Below are 23,611 nucleotides of genomic sequence, written 5' to 3' on the forward strand. Positions count from 1 at the left end.
CTCATCGTTCCAGCTCGTCCAGGAGGTCGCCCAGCAGGTCGTCGTCGTCCCCGGCGCTCAGGGCGCGGGCGATGAGCTGGTCGAGCGGCAGCTCGCCGAGGAACAGCTCGATGGGCACGTCCAGGGCGAAGCGGTCGCGCAGCTCACTGACCAGGAAGACGGCGGTCAGGGAGTCGCCGCCGACGGAGAAGTACGTTCTGGCCAGGTCGGCGGGGTCGGACAGGCCGAGCGTCGTCATGAACAGCTCGGTCACCGCCGTAGCCGGGTCGTCCCGCTGTTCCTCCGCCTCCGTCGCCGGGCCGGGGGCGTCCGGGCCCGTCAGCGTCCCCAGGCTGAGTGCGCCGTGGCTCTCGCCCGCGAACGCGTACGTGGGCAGGTGCGCCCGCCGTCCCCCCTCGGGCCAGGCGACGTCGCGGCCCGCCACCCAGTCCGCGCCCAGTGGTGAGCCGCCCCCGGCCGGCGGGTCCAGGGGCGCCGAGGCCAGCGCGTCCAGGGCGGCGGCGGCCTCCTGATGGGTCGCGGCGACCACGTACGCGCGGACGTCCAGGCGGGTGCGGCCCGTGGCCAGCGTGTGGGCGACGTCGGCCAGCGGCGGCGCACCGGGCGCGCGCAGCACGGCGGCCAGCCGCCCGGCCGCCGTCGCCAGCCGCTCCGGGGTACGGGCCGACAGCGGCACCACCACGGCCCCCACCTGCGGCGACGCCGGGTCCACCCGCGCCTGCGAGGACGCCTCCGAGGTCGGTTCTGGGGGCTCCTGGAGGACGACGTGGACGTTCGTGCCGCCGATGCCCAGCGACGACACCCCCGCCAGGCGTGTGCCGCGTTCCGGGCGGGTCCACTCGGTGGACGTGGTCAGGAGGCGGAACGGGGTGGCGTCGAGGTCGAGGTCGGGGTGCGGCCTGGTGACGTTGGCGGTGGGCGCCAGCGTGCGGTGGCGGAGCATCAGGGCGACCTTGATCAACCCGGCGATGCCGGCGGCCGCGTTCAGGTGCCCGATGTTGGCCTTCACCGAGCCGATCCCGCAGCGCCGCGCCCCGGCGAACGCCCCGGCCGCGGCCGCCACCTCGATCCGGTCGCCGAGGTCCGTGCCCGTCCCGTGCGCCTCCAGGAACTGCGCGTCCGCGGGGTCGAGACCGGCGGACTCCCACGCCTCGACGATCGCGGCCACCTGCCCGTCCACCCCGGGCGCGGTGAACCCCACCCGGGCCGAGCCGTCGTTGGTGAGCGCGGTCCCGCGCACCACCGCGTAGATCGGATCGCCGTCGGCCACGGCGTCCTCCAGGCGTTTGAGCACCACGAGCCCGACCCCGTCGCCGCCGACCATGCCCGCCGCCTTCTCGTCGAAGGGCCGGCACCGTCCGTCGGGCGAGGAGATGCCGCCGGGCTCGTACAGGTAACCCCGCTTGTACGGCGAGCCGATCGACACGCCGCCCGCCAGCGCCAGGTCGCACTCGCCGACCAGCAGCGCCTGCACGCCCACGTGCACGGTCGCCAGCGACGTCGAGCAGCCCGTCTGCACGGTCAGGCTGGGCCCGTCGAGCCCCAGCCGGTACGAGATCCAGCCGGCCAGGAACTCCCGATCGGTGAACACCCGGACGTGCATGGGCCCGAGCCGGGCACGCAGCCGCCGATCGACCTGCGCGGCGACCGAGTGCTCGGTCGGCCCGCCGCCCACGTACACGCCGGTCCTGGCGGGGGCGGCGCGCGGATCGTACCCGGCGTCCTCCAGCGCCGACCACGCCGTCTCCAGCAGCAGCCGATGCTGCGGATCCAGCGCCGCCGCCTCCGTGGCGTTGAACCCGAACAGGTCGTGCTCGAACCGGTCCGCGTCCGCCAGGAACCCCTTGGACGCCACATACCCGGGGCTGCGCAGCTCGCCGGGATCGACGCCGTCGGCCAGCAACTCCTCCTCGCCGAAATCAGCGATCGAGCACACGCCCGCCCGCAGATTCCGCCAGTATTCGGCCAGGTCACGGGCGCCGGGGAAGCGCCCGCTCATCCCCACGATCGCGGCCGCCGGTGCGTCGGTCATCTCATAGGTCATCTCGTGCCGCCTCTCTGCGCGTTCCTGCGAGCGGCCAGCCGTTCGCGTCTGCTCTGGCCCCGGTTCCTGGCCTCGTCGTGATCCGGTGAAACAGGGCCGTCCAGGCGGGCGGCGAGCGCGGCGACCGTGGGATGCCTGAACAGCTCCACCAGCCTCAGCCCGCCGTCCAGGCCGCGTTCGCGCAGCGCCGCCAGGACGGCCAGCAGCCTGATGGAGTTGCCGCCCAGGTCGAAGAAGTTGTCGTGGACGCCGATCCCGGGCACGCCGAGCACCTCCGCCCATACGCCGGCGAGCAGGTGTTCCGCCGGGGTGGACGGCGCGGTGTACGGCCGGCCGAGGTCGGGGCGGGTGCGCGGCGGCTCGGGCAGCAGGGTCCTGTCCACCTTGCCCGAGCGGTTCACGGGCAGCTCGGCCAGGGGGACCACGGTGTCGGGGACCATGTAGCCGGGCAGCCGCTCGCCCAGCCACGCCCGCAGCTCCGCAGGGGGAGGCGGCGGCTCGCCGTTCGCGGGCACGACGTACACCGCCAGGCGGTCCTCCCTGACGGCCGCCGCGGCGACCGAGACGCCCGGGTGCCCGGCCAGCACGGTCTCGATCTCGCCCAGCTCGACGCGGAACCCGCGCAGCTTGACCTGCGTGTCCACCCGGCCGAGGTAGGACAGGACGCCGCCGGCGTCGTAACGGCCGAGGTCAGCCGTGCGATACATGCGCCCGCCCGCGGGCCCGTGCGGGTCGGCGACGAACCGCTCCGCCGTCAGCCCTGGCCGGTTGGCGTAGCCGCGCGCCATCCCGGCCCCCGCCAGGTAGATCTCCCCGGTCACCCCGACGGGCACCGGGCGCAGGCGTTCGTCCAGCACGTACGCGCGCGCGTTCGCCACCGGCCGGCCGATCACCACCGGGCGGCCGGGCACGAGGTCGGCCGTGGTGGCGTACACCGTGGTCTCGCTCGGCCCGTACGCGTCCACGACCCGGCGCGCCGGCGTCGCCCACCGCTCCACCAGCTCGGCCGGGCACGCCTCGCCGCCCACGGCCAGCGTGCGCAGGTCGGGCAGCGCGTCCGGCGGGCACGGCAGCGACATGGCGGCGGACGGGGGCAGGAAGGCGTAGGTGATGCGGGAGTCGCGCAGCCGGGCGTACAGGTCGTCGCCGAGCCGTTCGCACCCGGCCGCGACGTGCAGCTCCGCGCCGGCCACGAACGCGAAGAACACGTCGGACACGGCCACGTCGAACCCGAACGACACGTACTGCAGCACCCGGTCCTCGCCGGTCACGGGGAACTGGGGGCGTACGGCGGTGGCCAGGTTGAGGAGGGCGCGGTGCTCGACGGCGACGCCCTTGGGGACGCCCGTGGAGCCGGAGGTGTAGAGGATGTAGGCGGTGTTCTCCGGGGCGGGGCGCCCGCCGGTCACGGGACCGACGGGGGCGAGCGGGGCGGTGTCGTCCGGTGCGGTCACGGGCACGCCCAGGTCCCGGGGCTCGTCGGCGACGAGCAGCCGCACCCCGGCGTCGGCGATCATGAACGTGAGCCGGGCCTCCGGGTGTTCGGGGTCGAGCGGGACGTACGCGCCGCCCGCGCGCAGCACGGCCAGGGCGGCCACCGCCATGTCGGCGCCCCTGGGCAGGCAGAGGCCGACGGGCACCTCGGGGCCCACGCCCGCCGCGCGCAACCGGCCGGCCAGGCGGTCGGCGCGGTCCAGGAGCTCGCGGTAGGTGAGCGAGACCGAGCCGTACACCAGCGCGGTCGCGTCCGGCCGCTCCCGTGCGCGGTCGGCCACCAGGTCAGGGACGAGACGCCCGGTTCCGGCGGGCGTCTGGGTGCGGTTCCAGTCGTCGAGGATCAGGCGGCGGTCCTCGTCCGCGAGCAGGTCGGCGGCGCTCAGCGGCCGGCCGGGCCGGTCGAGCAGCCCGTTCAGCAGCGTCTCGAACGCGCGGGCCCAGTGGCGGACGGTCGCCCGCGTGAACAGGTCGGCCCGGTAGACGAAATGGGCGGCCAGGCCGCCGGCCTCGCGCTGCACGGACAGGAGCAGGTCGAACTTGGCGTCGTCCAGCAGCAGCTCGATCCGTTCGGCCGTGAGGCCCGGCAGGTCCAGGCTCAGCCGGGTGTCGTCGTCGTAGGCGAACATCACCTGGACGAGGGGGTCGTGGCTGAGCTCCCGGCCGGGAGCTCCGGCGTCCAGGACGGCTGCCACGACGGCCTCGAAGGGCGCCTCCTGGTACGGCTGCGCGGCGACCAGCCGCTCGCGCACCCGGGTGAGCAGGTCGTGGAAGGATGGGTCGCCCGACAGGTCGGCCCGTACGGCGAGGGTGTTGGCCAGGAGGCCGACCAGGCCCTGAACGTCGGGGTGGTCGCGGCCGGAGACCGGGACGCCCACCACGAGGTCCCGCTGTCCCGTGATCCGGGTCAGGAACGCCGCGAACGCCGCGAACAACGCCATGAACGGCGTCGCGTTCCGCCCGGCGGCGACCTCGGTCAGGCGCTCGTGCAGGTGCGCGGGCAGCGTCACGCGCTCGACGCCGCCCGCGGTGGACTGCACGGCCGGGCGCGGATGGTCGAGCGGGAGGGCCGTCGTCGTGGGGGCGTCCTTGAGCGAGCCGGCCCAGAAGCCGACGGCGGCGTCCAGGGCGTGCGTGGCCAGGCGCTCGCGCTGCCAGGCGGCGTAGTCGGGGTACTGCAGCGGCTCGGGACGGTCCGCGCGGGCCGGCCGCAGCCCCGTGTGCTCGCCGTAGCCTTCGGCGAGCTCCTGGAGCAGCAGCTCCAGGGACCAGCCGTCGCAGATCACGTGATGCGCGGTGAGCAGGACGCGGTGGGTGCCGTCGTCGAGCGCGTACAGGACGCAGCGCAGCAGCGGCCCCGCCTCGACGTCGAACGGCCGCGCCGCCTCCGCCGCCAGCAGCGCCCCGGCCTCCGCGGCCGGGACGTCCCGCTCCACGCGGAGGTCGGCCTTCGCCTCCGCCGCGATCACCTGGAGGTACTGGCCGTCGTGCGGCCTGAAGACGGTGCGCAGCGACTCGTGCCTGGCCACCGCCGCGTCCAGGCTCGCGCGGAACGCCTCGGCGTCGAGGTCGCCGCGCACGGCGAAGGCCACCGGCACGTTGTACTGGGCGGTCCCGGGATGGAGCTGGTCGAGCACCAGCATTCTGGCCTGCGCGGGGGACACGGGGAACTCGTACTCGACCGGTACCATCACAACTCCCGCAGGATCGGTTGGAGGACTCTGGCGATCTCGGCGGCGGGTCCTGGCCTGAGCAGGTCGCTGTGCCCGCAGGCGAGATCGTGGACGCGTACGTGCCGGGCCGTGCTCGCCCAGCGCCCGGCCTTGACGGCCGAGTCCTCCCCGCCGGGCTGGGCGGTCGCGGCGTAGAGCAGCACGGTCCCGTCGTATGGCGGCGGCCGGTAGGTGACGGCCAGCCGCAGGTGCCCCGCGATCGTGCGGGCCACGGCGGCCAGCCGGTCGCCGGGCAGCCCCGACAGGGGGCCGTCGCTGTCGCGCACCGCCGCGAACACCCGCTCGGGCTCCAGCCGGCCGGGCTGCGCGTAGGGGTGCAGGGCGCGGGTGCGCAGCAGGATGGTCAGCGCCTCCTGCTCGACCGCGTCCGGATCCGGCTCGGGCCCCGGCGGCCAGGGGACCGCGTCGAGCGCCGCGACCACGGCCGCCTCCTGCCCGTGCGCGCGCAGGCGGGCGGCCATCTCGTACGCGAGCAGGCCGCCGAAGGAGTGGCCGAGCAGCAGGTACGGCCCCTCCGGACGGACGGACCTGACCCGGGCGAGATAGTCGTCGGCCAGCTCCCGCATGGTCTCCGGCAGCCGGTACCCGCCGTCCTGGAGGACCGGTGACTGCAGGGCGTGGACCGGGTGGTCCGGGGGGAGGTGGGGGAGCAGGGCGGTGTACGACCAGCCGATGCCCCGGCCGGGATGCACACAGAACAGCGGCGGCCTGCTCCCTTCCGCACGCAGCGTGAGCAGGGGAGACAGGTCCAGCTCCGCGGCCCGCCGGTCGAGCCGGACGGCGAGCGTGGCGGGGGTGGGGGCGTCGAAGAGCGCGGCGATGGAGGTGCGCAGGCCCAGCTCCGACTCGACCGCCGCGATGAGCCGCATGGCCAGCAGCGAGTCGCCGCCTGCGGCGAAGAAGTCGGTGCCCGGGCCCGCTTCCGGCAGGCCGAGCACCGACGCGAAGAGGCCGCACAGCTCCTTCTCGCGCGGGGTCGCGGCGCGGTCGCCCCCTTGCGGCCCGCCCAGCGCCGGGGCGGGCAGGGCGGTGCGATCGACCTTGCCGTGCGGGGTGAGCGGGAGGCGGCCGAGCACGACGTACCGGTCAGGGAGGAGGTGCTTGGGCAGCCGGGCCGCCGCGTGCTCGCGCACCCGCTCCACCACCCCGCCGTCCGCATTCACGTGGTCCGGCACGATGTACGCGACGAGCCGCCGCGTCCCCTCCGCGCCGGGTACGGCGGCCGCCACGGCGCGGGCCACGCCGGGGCAGCTCTCCAGCGTGGCCTCCACCTCGCCCGGTTCGATCCGGTAGCCGCGGATCTTCACCTGACCGTCGGCCCGCCCGACGAACTCCAGCTCCCCGCCGAACGTCCACCGCGCCAGATCCCCGGTCCGGTACATCCGCTCGCCCGCCGCGAACGGATCGGCCACGAACCGCTCGGCCGTCCGCCCCGGCGCGCCGAGGTAGCCCCGGGCCAGCCCGGTCCCGGCGACGTACAGCTCTCCTGTCGTGCCGATCGGGGCCGGGCGCAGGCGCGCGTCCAGGACGTACACGCGGGTGCCGGCCAGCGGGCGGCCGATCGGCACGGAATCCCGGTCCCCGGAGGCGTCCACCCGGTGGCTGGTGGCGAACGTGGTCGTCTCGGTGGGGCCGTACCCGTTGACGACCTGGACCCCGAGCCCCGACACCCGGCGGACCGTGTCCGGCGGCAGCACGTCCCCGCCCGCCCACACCTCGGCGGCCGTGGCGAGCGCGTCCGGCGCGAGGTCGGCCAGCGTGCGGAACAGCTCGGCGGTCAGCCAGACGGCACTGAGCCGGCCGCGCCTGATCGTGTCCGGCTGGAGCGGGCCCGGCGGGGCGATGACGACGGTGCCGCCGTTCAGCAGGGGGGCCCACAGCTCGTACGTGGCCGCGTCGAAGGTGTGCGGGCTGTGCAGCAGGACCCTGCGGTGCGCGGCGAAACGCGGGTCGGCGGCCAGCTCCAGGATGTTCGCGTGGGTGACGACGACGCCCTTGGGAGCGCCGGTGGAGCCGGAGGTGTACATGACGTAGGCGGCCGCGTGCGGATGTAGGGGCGCGGCGGGCCCGGCGGGCGCGGGGACCTCGGCGGGCGCGTCGTCCAGGCTCCTCAGCACGACGCGCGCGCCGCTGTCGCGCAGGAGCCAGGCCAGCCGCGTCCCGGGCTGCCCGGGGTCCAGCGGGACGTAGCAGCCGCCCGCCTTCAGCACGGCGAGCTGGGCGACGACCAGCTCGGGCGAGCGTTCCATGAGCACCGCGACCCGCGTCTCCGGCGTCAGGTCCAGCCGGGCGGCCACCTCGCCGGCGCGGGCGTCCAGCTCGGCGTAGGTGAGCGTGAGCCCGCCGTGCTCGACGGCCACGGCGTCCGGCGTGCGCGCCGCCTGCGCCGCGAACCGCTCGTGCACGGACCCGGCGGGCGGCCCGGCGCGCGGGGTGTCGTTCCACGTCACCAGCAGCCGGTACGTCTCCGCCTCCGGCAGCGCGCCGGCCTCCCGCGCGTCGCCGCCGCCCGCGAGCGCCTCGAACGTCCTTGTGAGCCGGGCCGCGATCGCCTCGGTCTCGGCCCGGGTGAGCAGGTCGGCGCGGTAGCCGAGGCGCAGCCACAGCCGGGGCCCGGCGACGATCGTGATCGTGAGGGGGTAGTGGGTGGCGTCGCGTACCTCGGTCAGGCGGAGGCCGGGGGCGGTCAGGCCGTCGCGGGGGTAGTTCTCGAAGGCCAGCAGGGTGTCGAACAGCTCGCCGGTGCCGCGTTGCACGTCCGCGAGGCGTACGTGGTGGTAGGCCGTGAGCCTGGCCTGCTCGTCCTGGAGGCGGGTCAGCAAGTCGCGTTCGCGGGTCCTGACCCGTACCGGGAGGGTGTTGATGAACAGGCCCGCCATCGACTCCACGCCGGCCACCTCCGGCGGGCGGCCCGACACCACCGCCCCGAACACCACGTCGTCGCGCCCGGTCAGCCGCCCGAGCACGAGTCCCCATGCGGCCTGCGCCAGCGTGTTGACGGTCACGCCCGACGTGCGCGCCCGCTCCCGCAGGGCCGCGCTCAGCTCCGCCGTCAGCTCCAGCTCCACCGACTCCTGCAGCCTGCTCGCCGCGCCGGCACCCGGTCTGAGCAGGGACGGGCCGGGCAGGTCCGCGAGCGCTTCGCGCCAGGCCCGTGCCGCCTGCTCGCCGTCCTGCGCGCGCAGCCAGGTCAGATAGTCGCGGTACGGCGGCGCGGGCGGCAGCGCGCTCTCGCCGGCGTACAGCGCGGCCAGCTCCCTGGCCAGGATCGGCATCGACCAGCCGTCCACCAGGATGTGGTGCATCGTCAGCACCAGCTCGTCGCACCCGCCCGCTGCCCGCCCGTCCTCTGTGTGGCCGCCCTCCGCGCGGCCGTCGCGGACCAGGGTGGCGCGGATCAGGGGTGGCCTGGTGACGTCGAACGGCCGCAGCAGGTCGGCCTCCAGCAGGCGCTCCAGCTCGGCCGCCGACGGCGGGTCCACCTCCGTCCACGGCACCCGCACCCGGTGCGGCACGAGCTGGACCGGCCGCTCCAGGCCCTTGTGGCGGAAGCAGGCCCGCAGGTTGGGGTGGCGGGCGAGCAGGCCCTCCACCGAGGCCCGCAGGCGTGCCGGGTCCGCCGGGGCGTCGAGCGCGAACCGGGCCTGGACGACGTACGCGTCCTCGCCGCCGTACAGGGCGTGGAAGAGCAGGCCCTCCTGGGCGGGGGAGAGCGGCAGGACGTCGGCCAGCCGGCCGCTCACCAGCCGCCGTCCAGGTCCGCTTCGAGTGCGTCGATCTGGCCCTGGGTCAGCTCGACCAGCGGGAAGTCGGAGCTGGTCGCGCCGCCCTCGCCGGTCAGCCCGGCCAGCTCGGCCAGCGCGCGGGACCAGAGGGCGGCCAGTGCCGACACCCGTTCCTCGGTGATCGCGCGGGCGTCGTAGGACCAGCTCGCCACCAGGCGCGTGCCGCCGGGGCCTGGCCGGGCGACGGCGTCCAGCTCCAGCCCGTACGCCATCGGCGCGCCGGGCATGCCGACCAGCTCGCCGTCGAACCTGCCGAGGTAGTTGAAGCGCACGTCGGCGGCGGGGAGGGCGGCCAGTCTGGGGGCGGTGGCGGGGTTCAGGTAGCGGAGGAGGCCGTAGCCGAGACCGGACCGGGGGAGGGCGCGGAGCTGCTCCTTGATCCGTTTGAGGGCGTCCGCCGGGGTTCCGCCGGGATCCAGGCGGACGGGGTACTGGGTGGTGAACCAGCCGACGGTGCCGGAGATGTCCGCGTCGTCGGCCAGGGCCTCGCGGCCGTGCCCTTCGATGTCGACCAGCACGCCCGCGCCGCCGTCGTTCTCGCGCCATCGGGCGACGGCGGTGGCCAGGGCGGTCAGGAGCACCTCGTTGGGGCCGCAGCGGAAGGCGGCGGGGAGGTGCGTGATCGCCTGCTCGGTGAGGTCCGGTGGCAGCGTGGTGGTCAGGGTCGTCCGCGCGCCGCCGCGCTCGCGGTGCGCGGGGAGCAGGAGGGCGTCGTTCCCGTCCGCCGCCATCCGCTCCCAGACGGGCAGCTCGGCCGCCACCCGCTCGGGGTTCACCGCTTCGGCGGCCAGCAGGCGGGCCCAGCGCGCGAACGACGTCCCCTGCGCCGGCGCTGCGGGGTCCGGCGTCTGGAGCAGAGCGGTCAGCTCGGGGCCGAGGATGCGCCAGGAGACGCCGTCCACGGCGAAGTGGTGCGCCGTGACCAGCAGCCGGTCGGGAGCCAGCCAGGCGGCGGCCAGCATCCGGCCCCGCTCGGGATCCAGCGCCAGCGTCTCTGGGACCGCATCGGCGACTTGACGCGCGTCCACGCGGGTGAACGGGATCTCCGCCGCCTCGTCCGGCGGCGGCACCTCAAGCTCCCAATCCGTGTCCGAGTGGCGCAGCAGGCGCATGCGCAGCGCCGCGTGCCGGACCGTCAGCGCCCGCAGCGCCGCCCTGATCCGCTCCTCCCCGGCACCTTCCGGCACCGGCAGCACCAGGGACTGGGTGAAGGCGCCGAGCGGCCCGCCGTGCTCGCGCCACCAGTGCATGATCGGCGTGAGCGGGAACCGTCCCGTGGGAGAGTCCGCGACCGCCCGCGTGGCCACCCGGGCGACGGCGGCCAGCGCGGCCGGGGTTCTGGCGACGAACACCTCGCGCGGCGTGAGCCCGAGCCCTTCCTCCCTGGCCCGGCTGACCAGCTGGATCGCCGTGATGCTGTCACCGCCGAGCCGGAAGAAGTCGTCGTCCGCGCCAACGCCGCCCACGCCGAGCAGCTCGGCGAACAGCGCGCAGAGCGCCGACTCGCGTTCGGTGACCGGCTCGCGCCCAGCCTTCGGATCGGCGGAGGGAGCGGGCAGGGCGGCACGGTCCAGCTTGCCCTGGGACGTGACCGGGAGCGCGTCCAGCACCACGAAGTCCGACGGAACCAGGTGCGCGGGCAACGCCGCCACGGCATGCGCGAGCACGCCGGCGACGGCCAGGTCCCGGCCCGCCGCCCCGGGCACGAGGTAGGCGACGAGCCGCCCGTCGCGCAGGGCGACCGCCGCCTGGGCGACGGATTCGTGCCCGGCCAGCACGGTCTCGACCTCGGCCGGTTCGATCCGGTGGCCGCGCACCTTCACCTGGTCGTCCGCCCGGCCCAGGAACTGGAGCTGGCCGTCGGCCCGCCAGTGGACGAGGTCCCCGGTGCGGTACATGCGGTCGCCCGGCGTACCGAACGGGTCGGCCACGAAGCGCCCGGCCGTGAGCCCGGGGCGGCCCAGGTAGCCGCGTGCCACGCCGTCGCCGGCGACGTACAGCTCGCCGGGCACCCCGACGGGCACCGGGCGCAGGCGGGCGTCCAGGACGTACAGGCGGGTGCCGGCCAGCGGGCGGCCGATCGGCGGGAGGCCGCCGCCGGCGGCGAGCGGGTCGCTCACGCTCGCCGCGACGGTGGTCTCCGTGGGGCCGTACGCGTTGAAGAAGCGCTTGCCCGCCCAGGCCGGGACCAGCTCCGGCGGGCACACGTCCGCACCCGAGGCCAGGCCGCGCAGATCGGGATGGTCACCGGCCGGTACGGTCGCCAGCACGGCCGGCGGCACGAGCCCGAACGTGATCCGCCCCGCCCGCAGCGCCGCACCCAGCTCCGCGCCCACCAGCGGACCCCCGCCCGGGATCACCAGCGTGCCCCCCGAGCCGAACGCCATGCACAGCTCCGCCACCGAGATGTCGAACGCCGGAGACCCCAGCAACGGCACCCGGCTGTCGCTGTCGAGCCCGAACGCGGTCACCAGGGCGTGAGCCAGGCTCGCGACACCCGCGTGGCTGACCACGACGCCTTTCGGCCGGCCAGTGGAGCCGGAGGTGTAGATCACGTAGGCCGCACTACGCGGGTCTATAGGGTCAAATTCCGTCTTAAATCGCGATATTTCGGGCGTGATCCGCTCGATCCGCAGCCCCGGCAGCGCACCCGGCTCCGGCTCCGGCTCCGGCTCCGCGATGAGCAGCATCGCGCCCGCGTCCTCGATCAGGTACGCCAGCCGCTCGGCCGGATGGTCGAGATCGAGCGGCAGGTACGCCCCGCCGGCCCGCTGCACCGCCAGGATCGCCACCACCAGCGCCGCCGAACGCCTGAGTCCCAGCGCGACCACCCGTTCCGGCCCGACGCCGCGCTCCCGCAGCGCACCCGCCAGCCCTTCGGACCGGCGCACCAGCTCGCGATAGGTCACCCGCTCACCGTCCGACTCCACGGCCACGGCATCAGGCGTCAGCACCGCCTGCCGATCCACCACCCCCGGCAGCCCCACAATCGCCGGTTCGCGGCCTCCCTCGCCGACGGTGGGGCCCGTGCCGAACGTGGTCAGCAGGCGCCGCCGTTCCTCCCCGGACACCATCGGCGCCGCCCGCACAGGTGCCTCCGGCGCGGCCACCAGCGAGCCGAGCAGCGTGCGGAAGGCCTCCGCCCAGGTCCGCACGACCTCCGGCGCGTACAGGTCGGTACGGATCTCCAGGCTCGCCTCGAACCCGTCGTCCGAGTCCCGTACGATCCCGATCAGATCGTGCTCCCCGCCGGTGTGCACCCGCTCGGGATCGGCGATCTCCCGCAGCCTGGCGACGCTCTCCTGGCGCGGCAGGTGCATGAACACCCACTGGAACAACGGCGACCGCCCGGCCACCCGCTCAGGATCCACCGCTTGGACGATCCGCCCGACGGGCACGTCCGCGTTGGCGAGGATCGCGGGGAAGTCGGCGGTGAAGCGGGCCAGCAGCTCGGCGAACGTCGTGCCGCCGTCCAGCCGCCAGCGGACGGGGAGGGAGTTCATGACGTACCCGATGACGCGGTCGAGGCCCCTGGCGGACCTGTTGGCCAGGGGAGTGCCCGTGATCAGGTCGTTCTCGCCGGTCAGCCGGTGCGCGAACACGGCGAACGCCGTCATCAGCACCCCGTACACGGTGGCCCCGCGCTCCCTGGCCAGCGCGCGCACGGCGGCCTCGGTGCGCGCGTCGATGCGGAACGCGATCTGCTCCACGCCGAAGCCGCCGCCCGGAGCGGCGGATCCGACGGTGAGCGGCTTCGGCGGGTTCGCCAGGTAGCCGCGCCACCAGCCGAGCTGGGCCTCGAACACCCCGGCCGCCGCCAGCTCCCGCTGCCATCCGGCGAAGTCGGCGTACTGGATCGCGGGACGGCCCAGGCCCGGCAGATCGCGGTCGCGGACGGCCCTGTAGGCCTCGGTCAGCTCGCCGTGCAGCACGTCGAACGACCACCAGTCGGTCGCGATGTGGTGCAGGGCCAGGACCAGCGTGGCGCGCGTGTCGTCCACGGTGATGAACTGGCCCCTGATCAGCCGCCCGCCGTCGAGGTCGAACGTGCGGCGGGAGAAGGCGTGCAGGGCCTCCTGCCGGGTGACGTCCGTGCCGCGCAGGTCAAGCCGTTCCAGCTTGAACGGCTCCGCCTCCGGGAACTCCACCCGCAGGTCGCCCACCTCGCCCGAGATCCGCATGCGCAGGCTGTCGTGGTGCCCCTGCACGATGGTCAGCGCCGCCTCCAGATCGGCGGGGTCCACGGGGGTGTCGAAATGGTAGGAACAGCACAGGTTGAGCGCTGCGGTGTCCGGATAGAGCGACTCATACACCCACAGGTCTTCCTGCGCCGGGCTGAGCCGCACCGGCCGGTCGGGGTCGCGCGGCGGCACGATGTCCGGCACGGCCGCCACCTTGCCCGCCTCGACCAGGCGGCGCAGCAACTCCACCCGCCGCTCGCCGCCCAGCGCAGCGAACCGCTCCGCAATCCTCCCGCCCCCGCTTCCGGTACGTGTGCCGGTCGTGCTCGCAAGGGCTTCTGCGCTGGTCGCGTTCAGCTCGTTCATAGGTCCTCCCGCAGCTCGGCGAGCCGCTCCAGCCCCGCGAGCACCTCCTCGGCGCCGAGCCCGAAGTCGACGAAGCAGGCCACTTCGTCGCACCCCAGGTCCGCCAGGTCCGCCAGGCTCTTGCGGCACGTCTCGGCCGAGCCGAGCAGGCTGCCCCAGCTCAGGTACCGCTGGAAGGCGAACTCGGCCAGCGTGTCGAGCTGCCCGCCGGTGAGCGCACCCGCCGCGTCACCCGCAGCCCTCCCCGCCGCCCCGCCCGCAGCCCTGCCCGCCGACTCGCCGCCCGTCTTGGCCGGCGCCTTGTTGGTGGCTGTCTGCGCCACGTACGACTTCAGGTACTCCTTCAGCGGCCCGCCCGCCCGCCGCCGCGCCTCCTCGTCCGTCACCCCCACGTAGGTGTGCGCCATGAGCGTGACGATCCCCCGGGAGGGTGCGCCCGCCTGTTCGGGGGCCTGCGCGTAGGCGTCACGGTAGAGGCGGATCTTCCCGGCCAGGTCCTCGCGGGTCTGGCCGATGGTGGCGCCCAGGATGTTCGTGCGCAGGCGCCCGGCCGCCTCCCACGTCTGCGGGCTGCCCGACGTGGTCGTCCACAGCGGCAGAGCGGCGGAGTACGGCCGTGGCTGCGAGGCCACCGCCACCCGCTCGCCCGTCCCGTCGGTGAACTCCACCGTCTCGCCCGCCCACAGCCGGCGCAGCAGGCCGATGTCGCGTAAGGCCCGTTCCCTGCGGTCCTCGAACGCGTCCGGCGCGAGCACGAAGTCCTTGGAGTGCCAGCCGGTGGCCACCGAGATCCCGGCCCGGCCGCGCGACAGGTTGTCCACGACGGCCCAGTCCTCGGCGACGCGCAGCGGATGGTGCAGGGGGAGGACGAGGCTGCCCGCTCGTACGTGGATGCGCTCGGTGGCGACGGCGAGCGCGGCGCTGAGCAGGGCCGGGTTCGGGAAGACCTGCCCGACCTGCTGGAAGTGCCGCTCGGGGGTCCAGACGGCGGTGAACCCGAGCCGGTCGGCGGCCCGGGTGATCGCCAGGATGTCGTCGTACTTGGTGGCATGGCCGACGGTGCTCGCGTCGTCCGCGCCGAAGAACATCACGCTGAGGTCCATGGACCTGCTCCTCACCGGTTGCGCGGGACTCGGGGCTGGCGGGCGATGGCGGCTGCCGGCCGCGACGCGCCCCCGCCGGGCAGCGCCCCCGGCGGCGTCGCCCCCGGCGGCGTCGCGGACGGCGGCGGCGGTGTGCTTGGCGGCGTGCCTGGCGATATGCCCGGCGGCGTGCCTGGCGGCGTGGCCGGAGATGCGCTTGGCGATGCGGCCGGCAGCGTGGCCGGCGCTGTGTCCGGAGGCGCGGCCTGCAACATGGTCGGCGCTGTGGTCAGGGGCGTGGGCTGCAGCGTGGACAGCAGGGCGGCCAGTTCGGCGACCGTCGGGGCGGTGAAGAGCTGGCCGGCGGTGGCGGGCAGGCCCTGACCAGCGAGCCGGGCCGCGACGCGTACGGCGCGCAGCGAGTTCCCGCCGAGCGCGAAGAACCCGTCGTCGAGCCCCACCCGGCCCACGCCGAGGACGTCCTCCCAGACGGCCGCGATCGCTCGCTCCAGGTCGGTACGCGGGGCCCGATGGCCGCACTCGGACGGCATCGCACCCTCCGTACCGCGATCCACCGAAATATCGGGCAGCCCCGGCAGCGCGATCGAAGAGACCGGCGCGTCCGGCGCGGCCGCCATGGCCTCCAGCGCCCGTACGAGAGCGTCCGCCAGCCACTCCATGACCAGCTCGTCGAAGGCGGCCAGACGGTACTCGACGGTCACGGCGATCCCCGCAGGAGCGCCGTCGCGCCCGTAGTCGTCCGTCACGTCGACCAGCAGCTCGAACCTGGCCGCCCCGGTCCTGACCACCTCGACCCGCGACTCGACCCCGGGCAGCGACAGCTCGGCCCGCGCGTTGTTCTGCAGCGCCAGCACCACGTCGGTCAGCGGATGCGCGCCGGGCCGCCGCACCGGGTTGAGGTCCTGCACGACCTGCTCGAACGGCACCTCCTGGTGCGAGAACGCCGCCAGGTCCGTTTCCCGCACCCGCGCCACCAGCTTCCCGGCGGAGGGGTCGCCCGACATGTCGGTACGCAGCACGACCAGGTTGACGAAGAACCCCACCAGGTCGTCCACCGAGCCCGTGGACCGTCCCGCGACCGGCGCCCCGATGGGCAGGTCGGTGCCGGCGCCCGCGCGTTCGAGCACCACGGCCAGGGCGGCCTGCAGCACCATGAACAGGGTCGCCCCGCGCTCCCGGCCCAGGCCCACGAGCCGCCCGTGTAACTCAGGCCCCACCCACCTGACCACGGTCCCCGCCGCCGCATCCGGCAGCCCCCGGCCCGCCGCCCCGCCCCGACCTCCGCGCTGAACCGGCCCCGCCATTCCGGCAGGGCTCGGGTCTCCGCTTTGGACCGGGACCGCCACTCCGGCAAGACTCGGGCCTCCGCGCTGAACCGGCCCCGCTACTCCGGCAGGGCTCGGGTCTCCGCTCCGAACCGGGGCCGCCGCCTCGGCAGGGCTCAGGCCCGTTCCCGACGTTCCGGCCGGAAGTGGTGGGCGGCGCGGGAGGGGGAGCCGTTCGGGGAGGCCCTTCAGGGTCTGGCGCCAGTAGGCGAGCTCCGCCTCCGCGACCCGCCCCACCCGCTCGCGCTGCCGCAGCGCGTAGTCGGCGTACCGGGTCGTGAGCGGCGGGAGCGGCGGGAGACCGGCGGGCGCGCCGCCGAGCCGGGCCGCGTAGCAGCGCGACAGGTCCCGCATGAACGGCGGCAGCGACCACCCGTCCGTTGCGATGTGATGCATGACCAGCAGCAGCGCGTGCTCGTCCGGTCCCGTCGTGAAGAGCACGGAGTGGATCGGCAGCTCGCCGCCGAGGTCGAACCGGTGCCTGGCCGCCGCGTTCACCCGCGAGTCCAGCTCGGCGGCCGGGACCTCGACGGCGGCGAACCCCGGCCGTGCCTCGCCGGCCGGCAGCACGCGCTGGGCGGGCTCCCCGTCGTGCACCGTGAAGACCGTGCGCAGCGCCTCGTGCCGGGCCACCACGTCCTCCAGCGCCCCCCGCAGGGCCGCCACGTCCACGGGGCCGCTGAGCCGTACCAGCATGGGCATGTTGTAGGCCACGCCCGCGTCGATCTGGTCGAGGAACCACAGCCGGCGCTGTGCGAACGACAGCGGCACGCCGTCCGCCGCCCCGGCCCCTGTTCCCGCCGCGTCCGGTCCGCCCGCCGCGCCCGGCGCATCGCCGTCGAGCTGTTCGCGCACGTGCTCGGCGATCGCCGCCACCGTAGGGGTCTCGAACAGCGTGCGGACCCCCACCTCGGCGCCCAGCTCGGTGTGGATCCTGCTGAGCAGCCGGGCCACCGTCAGGGAGTCGCCGCCCAGCGCGAAGAAGTCGTCCTCGACGCCCACGCCCGGCACCCCCAGCACGTCGGCGAACAGCTCGCACAGCGCCTGCTCCACCCGCCCGCGTGGCGCGCCGGACCCGGCCGGCTCGTACGAGGGCGCGGGCAGCGCGGCCCGGTCCAGCTTGCCCGTGGCGGTCAGCGGCAACGACTCCAGCACGACGAACGCCGACGGCACCATGAAGTCGGGCAGCGCCGCGGCCGCATGAGCGCGCAGCACCTCAGCGCCGACCGGAGCACCGACCAGAGCGCCGACCGGTGCGTTGCCCGGTGCGTTGCCTGGTGCGCCGACAGGTGCGCAGTCCGGTGCGTTGCCAGGAGCGCCGTCCGGTGCGCTGCCCGGTGCGGAGGATCGGCGCGGGACCACGTACGCGACCAGCCGCCGCTCCCCGGGCACGTCCTCCCTGGCCACCACCCCGACCTGGCCCACGGACGGATGCCGCGCCAGCACCCCGGCCACCTCGCCGGGCTCGATCCGGAAGCCGCGCACCTTGACCTGCTCGTCCGCCCGCCCGGCGAACTCCAGCGCCCCGTCGGAGGCCCGCCGCCGGACCAGGTCGCCGGTCCGGTACATCCGCTCGCCTGGCGCGCCGAACGGGTCGGCCACGAACCGCTCGGCCGTCGGCCCCGGCCGCCCGAGGTAGCCGAGCGCCAGCCCGTCACCGGCCGCGTACAGCTCCCCGACCTCCCCGTCCGCGACCGGCCGCAGCTTCGCGTCCAGCACGTGCACCCGCTTGCCGCGCAGCGGCGTGCCGATGGGCACGGGGCCGTCGCCGGGGGACGCCCGGTGCGTGGTCATGAAGATCATGCCTTCGACCGGCCCGTACCCGTTGCTCAGCCGGAGCCCGGGATGCCGTTCGAGGGCGCGTGTGACGTGCGCGGGCGACAGGGCCTCGCCCCCGACGATCAGATGGCGCACGCCGGTGAGCGCACCGGGGTACTCCTCCACGATCACGTTGAACAGGCTGCTCGACAGGTACATGCTCGTCACCCGGTGCTCGGCCACCAGCCGGGCCATCACCATCGGGTCGGGCCGCTGCCCCGGATGCAGCACGCAGGTCCCGCCGGACAGCAGCGGTCCCCACAGCTCCAGCGCGAACGCGTCCCACGACACCGGCGAGCACTGCAGCCACACCGCGTCGAACGGCACGTACTCCTGCCCCGTCACCGTGGCCACGATCGCCCGGTGCGGCGCGGCGACGCCCTTGGGCCTGCCGGTCGAGCCCGAGGTGTACATGACGCACGCGATGCCCGCACGCCCGTCGTGAGAGGGCTCGTGCGGCAGGCGTTCGAGGCCCGACGCGGTGAGCACCGCGGCCGCCCCGGCGTCGGCCGCCATGCCACGCAGCCGCTCCTCGGGGAAGTCCGGGTCGAGCACCAGGTACCCGGCGCCCGCCCGCAACACGGCCAGGAGCGCGACGACCAGGTCGATCCCGCGCTCCATGCGCACCCCGACCAGGCCGGCCCGCGGCCCGAGCAGCGCGCCGAGCTCGGCCGCGCGCTTCGAGGCCCGCGCGTCCAGCTCGGCGTAGGTCAGCCGTTCCGTGCCGCTGATCAGCGCCGTCCTGCCGGGGGTGCGCGCCGCCTGCAGCGCGAACATCTCGTGTACGCCCGCGGCCTCCCCGCGCAGGTCCTGCGAGCGCGGGGAGGCGTCGTGCGCGTCCGGGGAGGGCCCGGACCATACCGGTACGCCCATCGTCACGCCCCGGTCAGGCTCGCCGGGCGCATGTCCGTCCAGTGCGTCTCGATGTGGTCGAGGCACGCGGCCCGCGGGCTCGCCTCCAGCGCGACCCGCCACCCCGCGGGCACCTCGATGTCCGCCGGCCAGAGCGAGTGCTGGTTCTCGTCGTTCACCAGCACCAGATAGGCGCCGGTCTCGTCCTCGAAGGGGTTGGTGGTCATGGTCAGCCTCCCGCGGGTTGCTTCTCCAGGTCAGGCGTCAGCACGTCGATGTGGCGAACGGCACGGCGGGCCAGGCCCCACAGGGCGGCGCCGGCTCCCAGCAGGCCGGCGATCAGCAGCATCGCCGCCATCCCGCTGCCGGGCCCGTCGCCGACGAAGGGCCGGAGCAGACCGGCGAGGCCGGTGCCGGCGGCGGCCTGGGGTTCGAAGACGCCGTCCGCGAGCGGCCCGGACAAGGCCATCGCCACCGGCGAGGAGATCTGCGAGACGAACATGACGGCCCCGAACACCCGTCCCTGGCGCTCCTCCGGCACCTTGGTCTGGATGATCGACTGCATCGAGCCGTTCACCACCGGCATGATCAGCGCGCCCAGCAGCATGGCGGCCGTCCACGCGACGACGCCGTCCACCACGGACATCACGATCTGCGCGCTCACGCACATGCCGACGACGCCGAGCATCATGCCGCGCACCCGGTTCTTCGGCCCGCCCCAGGCGGCCAGCAGCAGCCCGCCCGTGATGCCGCCGACGCCGATGCCGGCGTTCACACTGGCCAGGGCCGAGACGTCGCTGCCGGTCCTGGCCAGGATCATGGGCTGCACCACCGCGAACCCGAACACCATCACCAGGTTGACCGTGAAGAAGACGAGGATCAGCCCGCGCAGGCTGGGTTGCGCGAACAGGTAGCGCAGCCCCTCCGCCGAGTCCGCGCCGAGCCGCTTGCGCCCGCCGGTCCCGGCCGGAACGTCGCGCTCCATCCGCACCACGCGTACGGTCACCAGCGCGATCGCGAAGCTGAGCAGGTCGATCCAGAGCACCGCGCCGAGCCCGCCGGTCACCACGAGCAGCCCGGCCAGCGCGGGGCCGCCCACGTCGGCCACGCTCTTGGCGGTGGCGAGCAGGCCGTTGGCGCGCTGGAGCTGCTCCTTGCCGACCAGCAGCGGCACCGCCGAGGACAGGGCGGGGAACTGGAAGGCGGCGGCGGCCCCGAGCAGCGCGACGGTCAGATAGACCGCCCAGAGGTGCAGCTCGCCGAGGAAGTACACGGCCGTCAGCCCGCCGACGGCCACGAGCCCGCCGAGGTCGGCCAGTTGCAGGGCGGTGCGTTTGCGGCAGCGGTCCACGATCGCGCCCGCGGTGGGGCTCAGCAGGAGTTGCGGCAGCAGCGCGCAGAGGGAGAGCGCGACGACCTGGGTGACCTGATGGTCGACCGTCCAGGCCTGGATGACCAGGGAGAAGCGGAGCACCGAATTTCCGACGAGCGTGACGACCTGGCCCGACCAGACCACGCCAAATCTGCCCATTCCAGCAAATCGCCGGATAAATCGGTTTAGTCGTAACGGTTCGTGGGACGCGGGATGTTCACCCATATGTGCCCAAGGCCCTTCTGGTGAAAGGAACCTAGCGGAAGCCCCGTTGTTCTCAGCTTCCTCACAGGTACCTTCACACACAGTTTCGGGCTGAGCAATACACTATTTGTGGTCTTGCAATTACGTGCTGTCAAAGGTCTGCGTCAGCGTACGGATCGACCAGGCGCAACGCCTCCGCGGCCACCGAATTCCGCAATTCACGAATGCCGTCGCGTCCCCGTACGGGATGCACGGCATTCGTCAGCAGCACCACGGTGAGCCCGCGTGCGGGATCGACCACGAGCGAGGTGCCGGTGAACCCCGAATGGCCGTACGCGCCGGGGCCGAGCGGGCCCGTGACGCCCGGGTCGCCGATGCGCACGCCCAGGCCGTGGCGGAACGCGGCGCCTTCGGCCCCCTGGTCGCGCAGCATCTCCGCGACGCTCTCCGGGCGCAGCACGGGGCCGCCGCCGAGCCGCAGCGCCTCGCCGAAGGCCAGCAGGTCGTCGGCGGGGGCGAACACCCCCGCGTGCCCCGCCACCCCGCCCAGCGCGTAGGCCGTCTCGTCGTGCACCGCACCCCGCACGCACCCAGGCCCGGCCCGCTCGGCCTTCCACTCGGTGGCGGCGATCCGCGCCCCCGCCGGCCCGGTGGGACGGTAGCCGGTGTCGGGCAGCCCCAGCGGGCCCGTGACCCGGGCGCGGACCAGCGCGTCGAGCGGCGCGCCGCCCGCCACCTCGGCGAGCCGGCCGGCCATGACCATGCCGACGTCGCTGTAGAGGTACGGCCCGCCGACCGGGTGGGTGATCGGCGTGTCCAGCATCGCGGCCATGCGCGCCCCGGGCCCGGCCGAGGGCAGCTCCAGGTCGATGCGCCGGGTCGGGACCAGGCCCGCCGTGTGGGTGAGCAGGCGGCGCGGCGTGATCCGCGGATCGCGGCCGGGGATCCAGGAGGCCACCGGCTCGTCCAGGCCGAGCCGGCCCTCCTCGGCCAGCGAGAGCAGCACGGCGGTGGTGAACAGCTTGCTGACCGAGGCCAGGTCGAAGATCGCGTCGCGGCGGGCCGGCGGACGGTCGTCCGCCAGGCTCCCCTGGGCGTCGGCGTACCGCACGAGCTCCCCGGCCGCCGACGCGGCGGCCACGGAGCCGTCCACGGCGATCAGCGCGACCGCGGCCGGGCACACGCGCGGCACCCCGTCCGCCAGGATCGCGTCCAGCCGATCGGACATCCCCGTCCCCTTCCCCGTACCGCCGTCAGCCGCTCAGCGCGTCGCTGAGGCGCTCGCCGTGCGACTCCAGCAGCGCACGTGCCCCCGCCGCGTCGAGCCCGTGCTGGATCATCACGGCCGCGATCTTCGTCTGGCCGCCGGCCGCGTCCAGCGCCGCGCCGGCCGTCTCCTGGTCGGCCCCGGTGATGTCCCTGACCATGCGCAGCGCGCGCCCGGCCAGCTTGCTGTTCATCGCCGACATCTCGACCATCTTGTTCCCATAGGTACGGCCGAGCTTGACCATGGAGATCGTCGAGATCATGTTCAGCACGAGCTTCTGCGCAGTCCCGGCCTTGAGCCTGGTCGAGCCGGTCACCACCTCGGGCCCCACGACCACCTCGATCGCGTGCTCGGCGGCGGCCGACAGCGGCGCGCCGTCGTTGCACGACAGCCCGACGGTGAGCGCGCCGCGACCGGCCGCCTCCGCCAGGGCGCCCAGCACGAAGGGGGCCCGCCCGCTGGCGGACACGCCCACCACCGAGTCGAGCGGTCCCACCTCCAGGTCCTTCATCGCGCCCGCGCCCGCCTCGGCGTCGTCCTCCGCCCCCTCGACCGACCGGGTCAGCGCGTCCGGCCCGCCGGCGATGACGCCCCGCACCAGCGAGGGGTCGGTGCCGAACGTGGGCGGGCACTCGCTGGCGTCGAGCACGGCCAGCCGTCCCGACGTGCCGGCGCCGACGTACAGCAGCCGGCCGCCCTCGGCCATCCTGGCGGCGATCGCGTCGATCGCCGCCGAGATGGCCGGGACCACCACCGCGACGGCGGCGGGCACGGCGGCGTCGGCCTGGTTCATCAGTCGGGCGATCTGCTCCGTCGGCAGCCGGTCGATCTGGCTGTAGCGGGGATCGCTCTGCTCGGTGGACAGCTCGGGTAGCGGATCAATCATGACGCTAATTTCCACCCTTTACTTCTCTCTTGTAAATATCTTTCAGACAATGGGTTCATGTCATACGTACGCACCGGAGCTGAACGGCTGGCCGCGGACCCCTCGCTCGCGGGGGGCGCAAGCCTCGGCCTGATCACGAACCCCACCGGAGTCCTGCCCGATCTCACCCCCACTCCCGACGCGCTGCTGGCCGCCGGGCTCAAGCTGACGGCCCTGTTCGGCCCCGAGCACGGCATGCGCGGGACCGCCCAGGCGGCCGGCAGCGAGGGCGACACCGTGGACGAGAAGACCGGGCTGCCGGTCTACGACACCCACACGCTGTCGGGCGAGGCGCTCGACCGGGTGGTGGCCGCCTCCGGCGTGGACACGCTGGTGTTCGACATCGCCGACGTGGGCGCCCGCTTCTACACCTACGTCTGGACCATGTACGACCTGCTGGCGTCGGCCGCCCGGCTCGGCGTGCGCTTCGTGGTGCTGGACCGGCCCAACCCGCTCGGCGGGACCGTGGAGGAGGGCCCGCTGCTCGATCCCGCGTTCGCCAGCTTCGTGGGCCGCTTCCCGCTGCCCGTGCGGCACGGCAGGACGGCGGGGGAGCTGGCCGGGCGGTTCGGCTTCGACGCAGATCTGTCCGTGGTCGAGATGGAGGGCTGGCGGCGCGGGATGACGTTCGCCGAGACCGGGCTGCCCTGGGTGATGCCGTCGGTCAACATGCCGACCGCGGACACCGCGCTCGTCTATCCGGGCACGGGCCTGTTCGAGGGCACGAACTTCTCCGAGGGGCGCGGCACGACCAGGCCCTTCGAGCTGATCGGGGCGCCGTACGCGGACGACAGGTTCGCGGGCGCGCTGGCCGCGCTGGGCCTGCCGGGCGTGCGGTTCAGGGAGACGTGGTTCACGCCGACGTTCCACAAGCACGCGGGCACCCCCGTACGCGGGGTCCAGCTGCACGTGCACGACAGGGCCGCGTTCAGGCCGGTGCTGACGGGCCTGTCGATGCTGCACGTCGCCCGCACGCTCTACCCGGACGATCTGCGCTGGTGGGGCCCCGACCTGTTCCTGGACCACCTGTGGGGCTCCGACACGCTCACCAGGCGCCTGGAGGCCGGCGAGGACCCCCGCGACCTGTGCCCGCCGCCGCGCCACCCGGAAGGCGGGCTGCTCTACGGCGGTTAGGCTCGCAT

The 23,611-nt window shown here is 74.7% G+C and carries 11 protein-coding genes; 1 reads left to right on the forward strand and 10 read right to left on the reverse strand.

Annotation, left to right across the window (positions count from 1 at the left end):
* Nucleotide 1: 1 nt before the first annotated feature.
* From ABEA43_RS14285 to murQ, 10 genes are all read right to left on the reverse strand, one after another.
* Nucleotides 2–2,044: a beta-ketoacyl synthase N-terminal-like domain-containing protein gene (locus ABEA43_RS14285; RefSeq protein ID WP_345561926.1), complete on the reverse strand. Its 2,043-nt coding sequence runs from the start codon at nucleotides 2,042–2,044 to the stop codon at nucleotides 2–4.
* Nucleotides 2,041–5,229, reverse strand: coding sequence for a non-ribosomal peptide synthetase (locus ABEA43_RS14290; RefSeq protein WP_345561928.1), 3,189 nt, complete (start codon nucleotides 5,227–5,229; stop codon nucleotides 2,041–2,043). Before ABEA43_RS14290 ends, ABEA43_RS14285 begins: the two co-directional genes overlap by 4 nt.
* Nucleotides 5,229–9,014, reverse strand: a complete 3,786-nt coding sequence (locus tag ABEA43_RS14295; protein ID WP_345561930.1) for an amino acid adenylation domain-containing protein — start codon at nucleotides 9,012–9,014, stop codon at nucleotides 5,229–5,231. Before ABEA43_RS14295 ends, ABEA43_RS14290 begins: the two co-directional genes overlap by 1 nt.
* Nucleotides 9,011–13,603 (reverse strand): amino acid adenylation domain-containing protein, encoded by a 4,593-nt coding sequence (locus ABEA43_RS14300; RefSeq protein WP_345561932.1) that lies wholly within the window; start codon nucleotides 13,601–13,603, stop codon nucleotides 9,011–9,013. The genes ABEA43_RS14295 and ABEA43_RS14300 overlap by 4 nt, the downstream gene beginning before the upstream one ends.
* Nucleotides 13,600–14,706 carry a MupA/Atu3671 family FMN-dependent luciferase-like monooxygenase gene (locus ABEA43_RS14305; protein ID WP_345561933.1) on the reverse strand — a complete coding sequence of 369 codons (1,107 nt, stop codon included), beginning with the start codon at nucleotides 14,704–14,706 and terminating at the stop codon, nucleotides 13,600–13,602. The genes ABEA43_RS14300 and ABEA43_RS14305 overlap by 4 nt, the downstream gene beginning before the upstream one ends.
* Before the next feature lie 11 nt (nucleotides 14,707–14,717).
* Complete coding sequence (locus ABEA43_RS14310; RefSeq protein ID WP_345561934.1) at nucleotides 14,718–18,722, reverse strand: amino acid adenylation domain-containing protein; 4,005 nt, start codon at nucleotides 18,720–18,722, stop codon at nucleotides 14,718–14,720.
* 2 nt (nucleotides 18,723–18,724) lie between these two features.
* Nucleotides 18,725–18,928: an MbtH family protein gene (locus tag ABEA43_RS14315; protein ID WP_345561936.1), complete on the reverse strand. Its 204-nt coding sequence runs from the start codon at nucleotides 18,926–18,928 to the stop codon at nucleotides 18,725–18,727.
* A gap of 2 nt (nucleotides 18,929–18,930) precedes the next feature.
* Nucleotides 18,931–20,232, reverse strand: coding sequence for an MFS transporter (locus tag ABEA43_RS14320; RefSeq protein ID WP_345561937.1), 1,302 nt, complete (start codon nucleotides 20,230–20,232; stop codon nucleotides 18,931–18,933).
* A 196-nt stretch (nucleotides 20,233–20,428) separates the two neighbouring features.
* The gene (locus tag ABEA43_RS14325; RefSeq protein ID WP_345561938.1) at nucleotides 20,429–21,505 is read right to left on the reverse strand and encodes a serine hydrolase domain-containing protein; all 1,077 of its coding nucleotides are present in this window, start codon (nucleotides 21,503–21,505) and stop codon (nucleotides 20,429–20,431) included.
* 25 nt (nucleotides 21,506–21,530) lie between these two features.
* Nucleotides 21,531–22,430 carry an N-acetylmuramic acid 6-phosphate etherase gene (gene murQ / locus ABEA43_RS14330; RefSeq protein WP_345561939.1) on the reverse strand — a complete coding sequence of 300 codons (900 nt, stop codon included), beginning with the start codon at nucleotides 22,428–22,430 and terminating at the stop codon, nucleotides 21,531–21,533.
* A gap of 57 nt (nucleotides 22,431–22,487) precedes the next feature.
* Between murQ and ABEA43_RS14335 the strand changes: the two genes are divergently transcribed.
* Nucleotides 22,488–23,603 (forward strand): exo-beta-N-acetylmuramidase NamZ family protein, encoded by a 1,116-nt coding sequence (locus ABEA43_RS14335; protein ID WP_345561940.1) that lies wholly within the window; start codon nucleotides 22,488–22,490, stop codon nucleotides 23,601–23,603.
* Nucleotides 23,604–23,611 lie beyond the last annotated feature (8 nt).

Origin of the sequence: Nonomuraea rosea (assembly GCF_039539705.1) — a bacterium.
Taxonomy (GTDB): Bacteria; Actinomycetota; Actinomycetes; order Streptosporangiales; family Streptosporangiaceae; genus Nonomuraea; species Nonomuraea rosea.

Bases quoted from the DNA above. Each gene is read 5' to 3' on its own strand.
- ABEA43_RS14285 (WP_345561926.1), bottom strand. From the start codon at position 2,044: ATGACCTATGAGATGACCGACGCACCGGCGGCCGCGATCGTGGGGATG.
- ABEA43_RS14290 (WP_345561928.1), bottom strand. From the start codon at position 5,229: ATGGTACCGGTCGAGTACGAGTTCCCCGTGTCCCCCGCGCAGGCCAGA.
- ABEA43_RS14300 (WP_345561932.1), bottom strand. From the start codon at position 13,603: ATGAACGAGCTGAACGCGACCAGCGCAGAAGCCCTTGCGAGCACGACC.
- ABEA43_RS14305 (WP_345561933.1), bottom strand. From the start codon at position 14,706: ATGGACCTCAGCGTGATGTTCTTCGGCGCGGACGACGCGAGCACCGTC.
- ABEA43_RS14310 (WP_345561934.1), bottom strand. From the start codon at position 18,722: ATGGGCGTACCGGTATGGTCCGGGCCCTCCCCGGACGCGCACGACGCC.
- ABEA43_RS14315 (WP_345561936.1), bottom strand. From the start codon at position 18,928: ATGACCACCAACCCCTTCGAGGACGAGACCGGCGCCTATCTGGTGCTG.
- ABEA43_RS14320 (WP_345561937.1), bottom strand. From the start codon at position 20,232: ATGGGCAGATTTGGCGTGGTCTGGTCGGGCCAGGTCGTCACGCTCGTC.
- ABEA43_RS14325 (WP_345561938.1), bottom strand. From the start codon at position 21,505: ATGTCCGATCGGCTGGACGCGATCCTGGCGGACGGGGTGCCGCGCGTG.
- murQ (WP_345561939.1), bottom strand. From the start codon at position 22,430: ATGATTGATCCGCTACCCGAGCTGTCCACCGAGCAGAGCGATCCCCGC.
- ABEA43_RS14335 (WP_345561940.1), top strand. From the start codon at position 22,488: ATGTCATACGTACGCACCGGAGCTGAACGGCTGGCCGCGGACCCCTCG.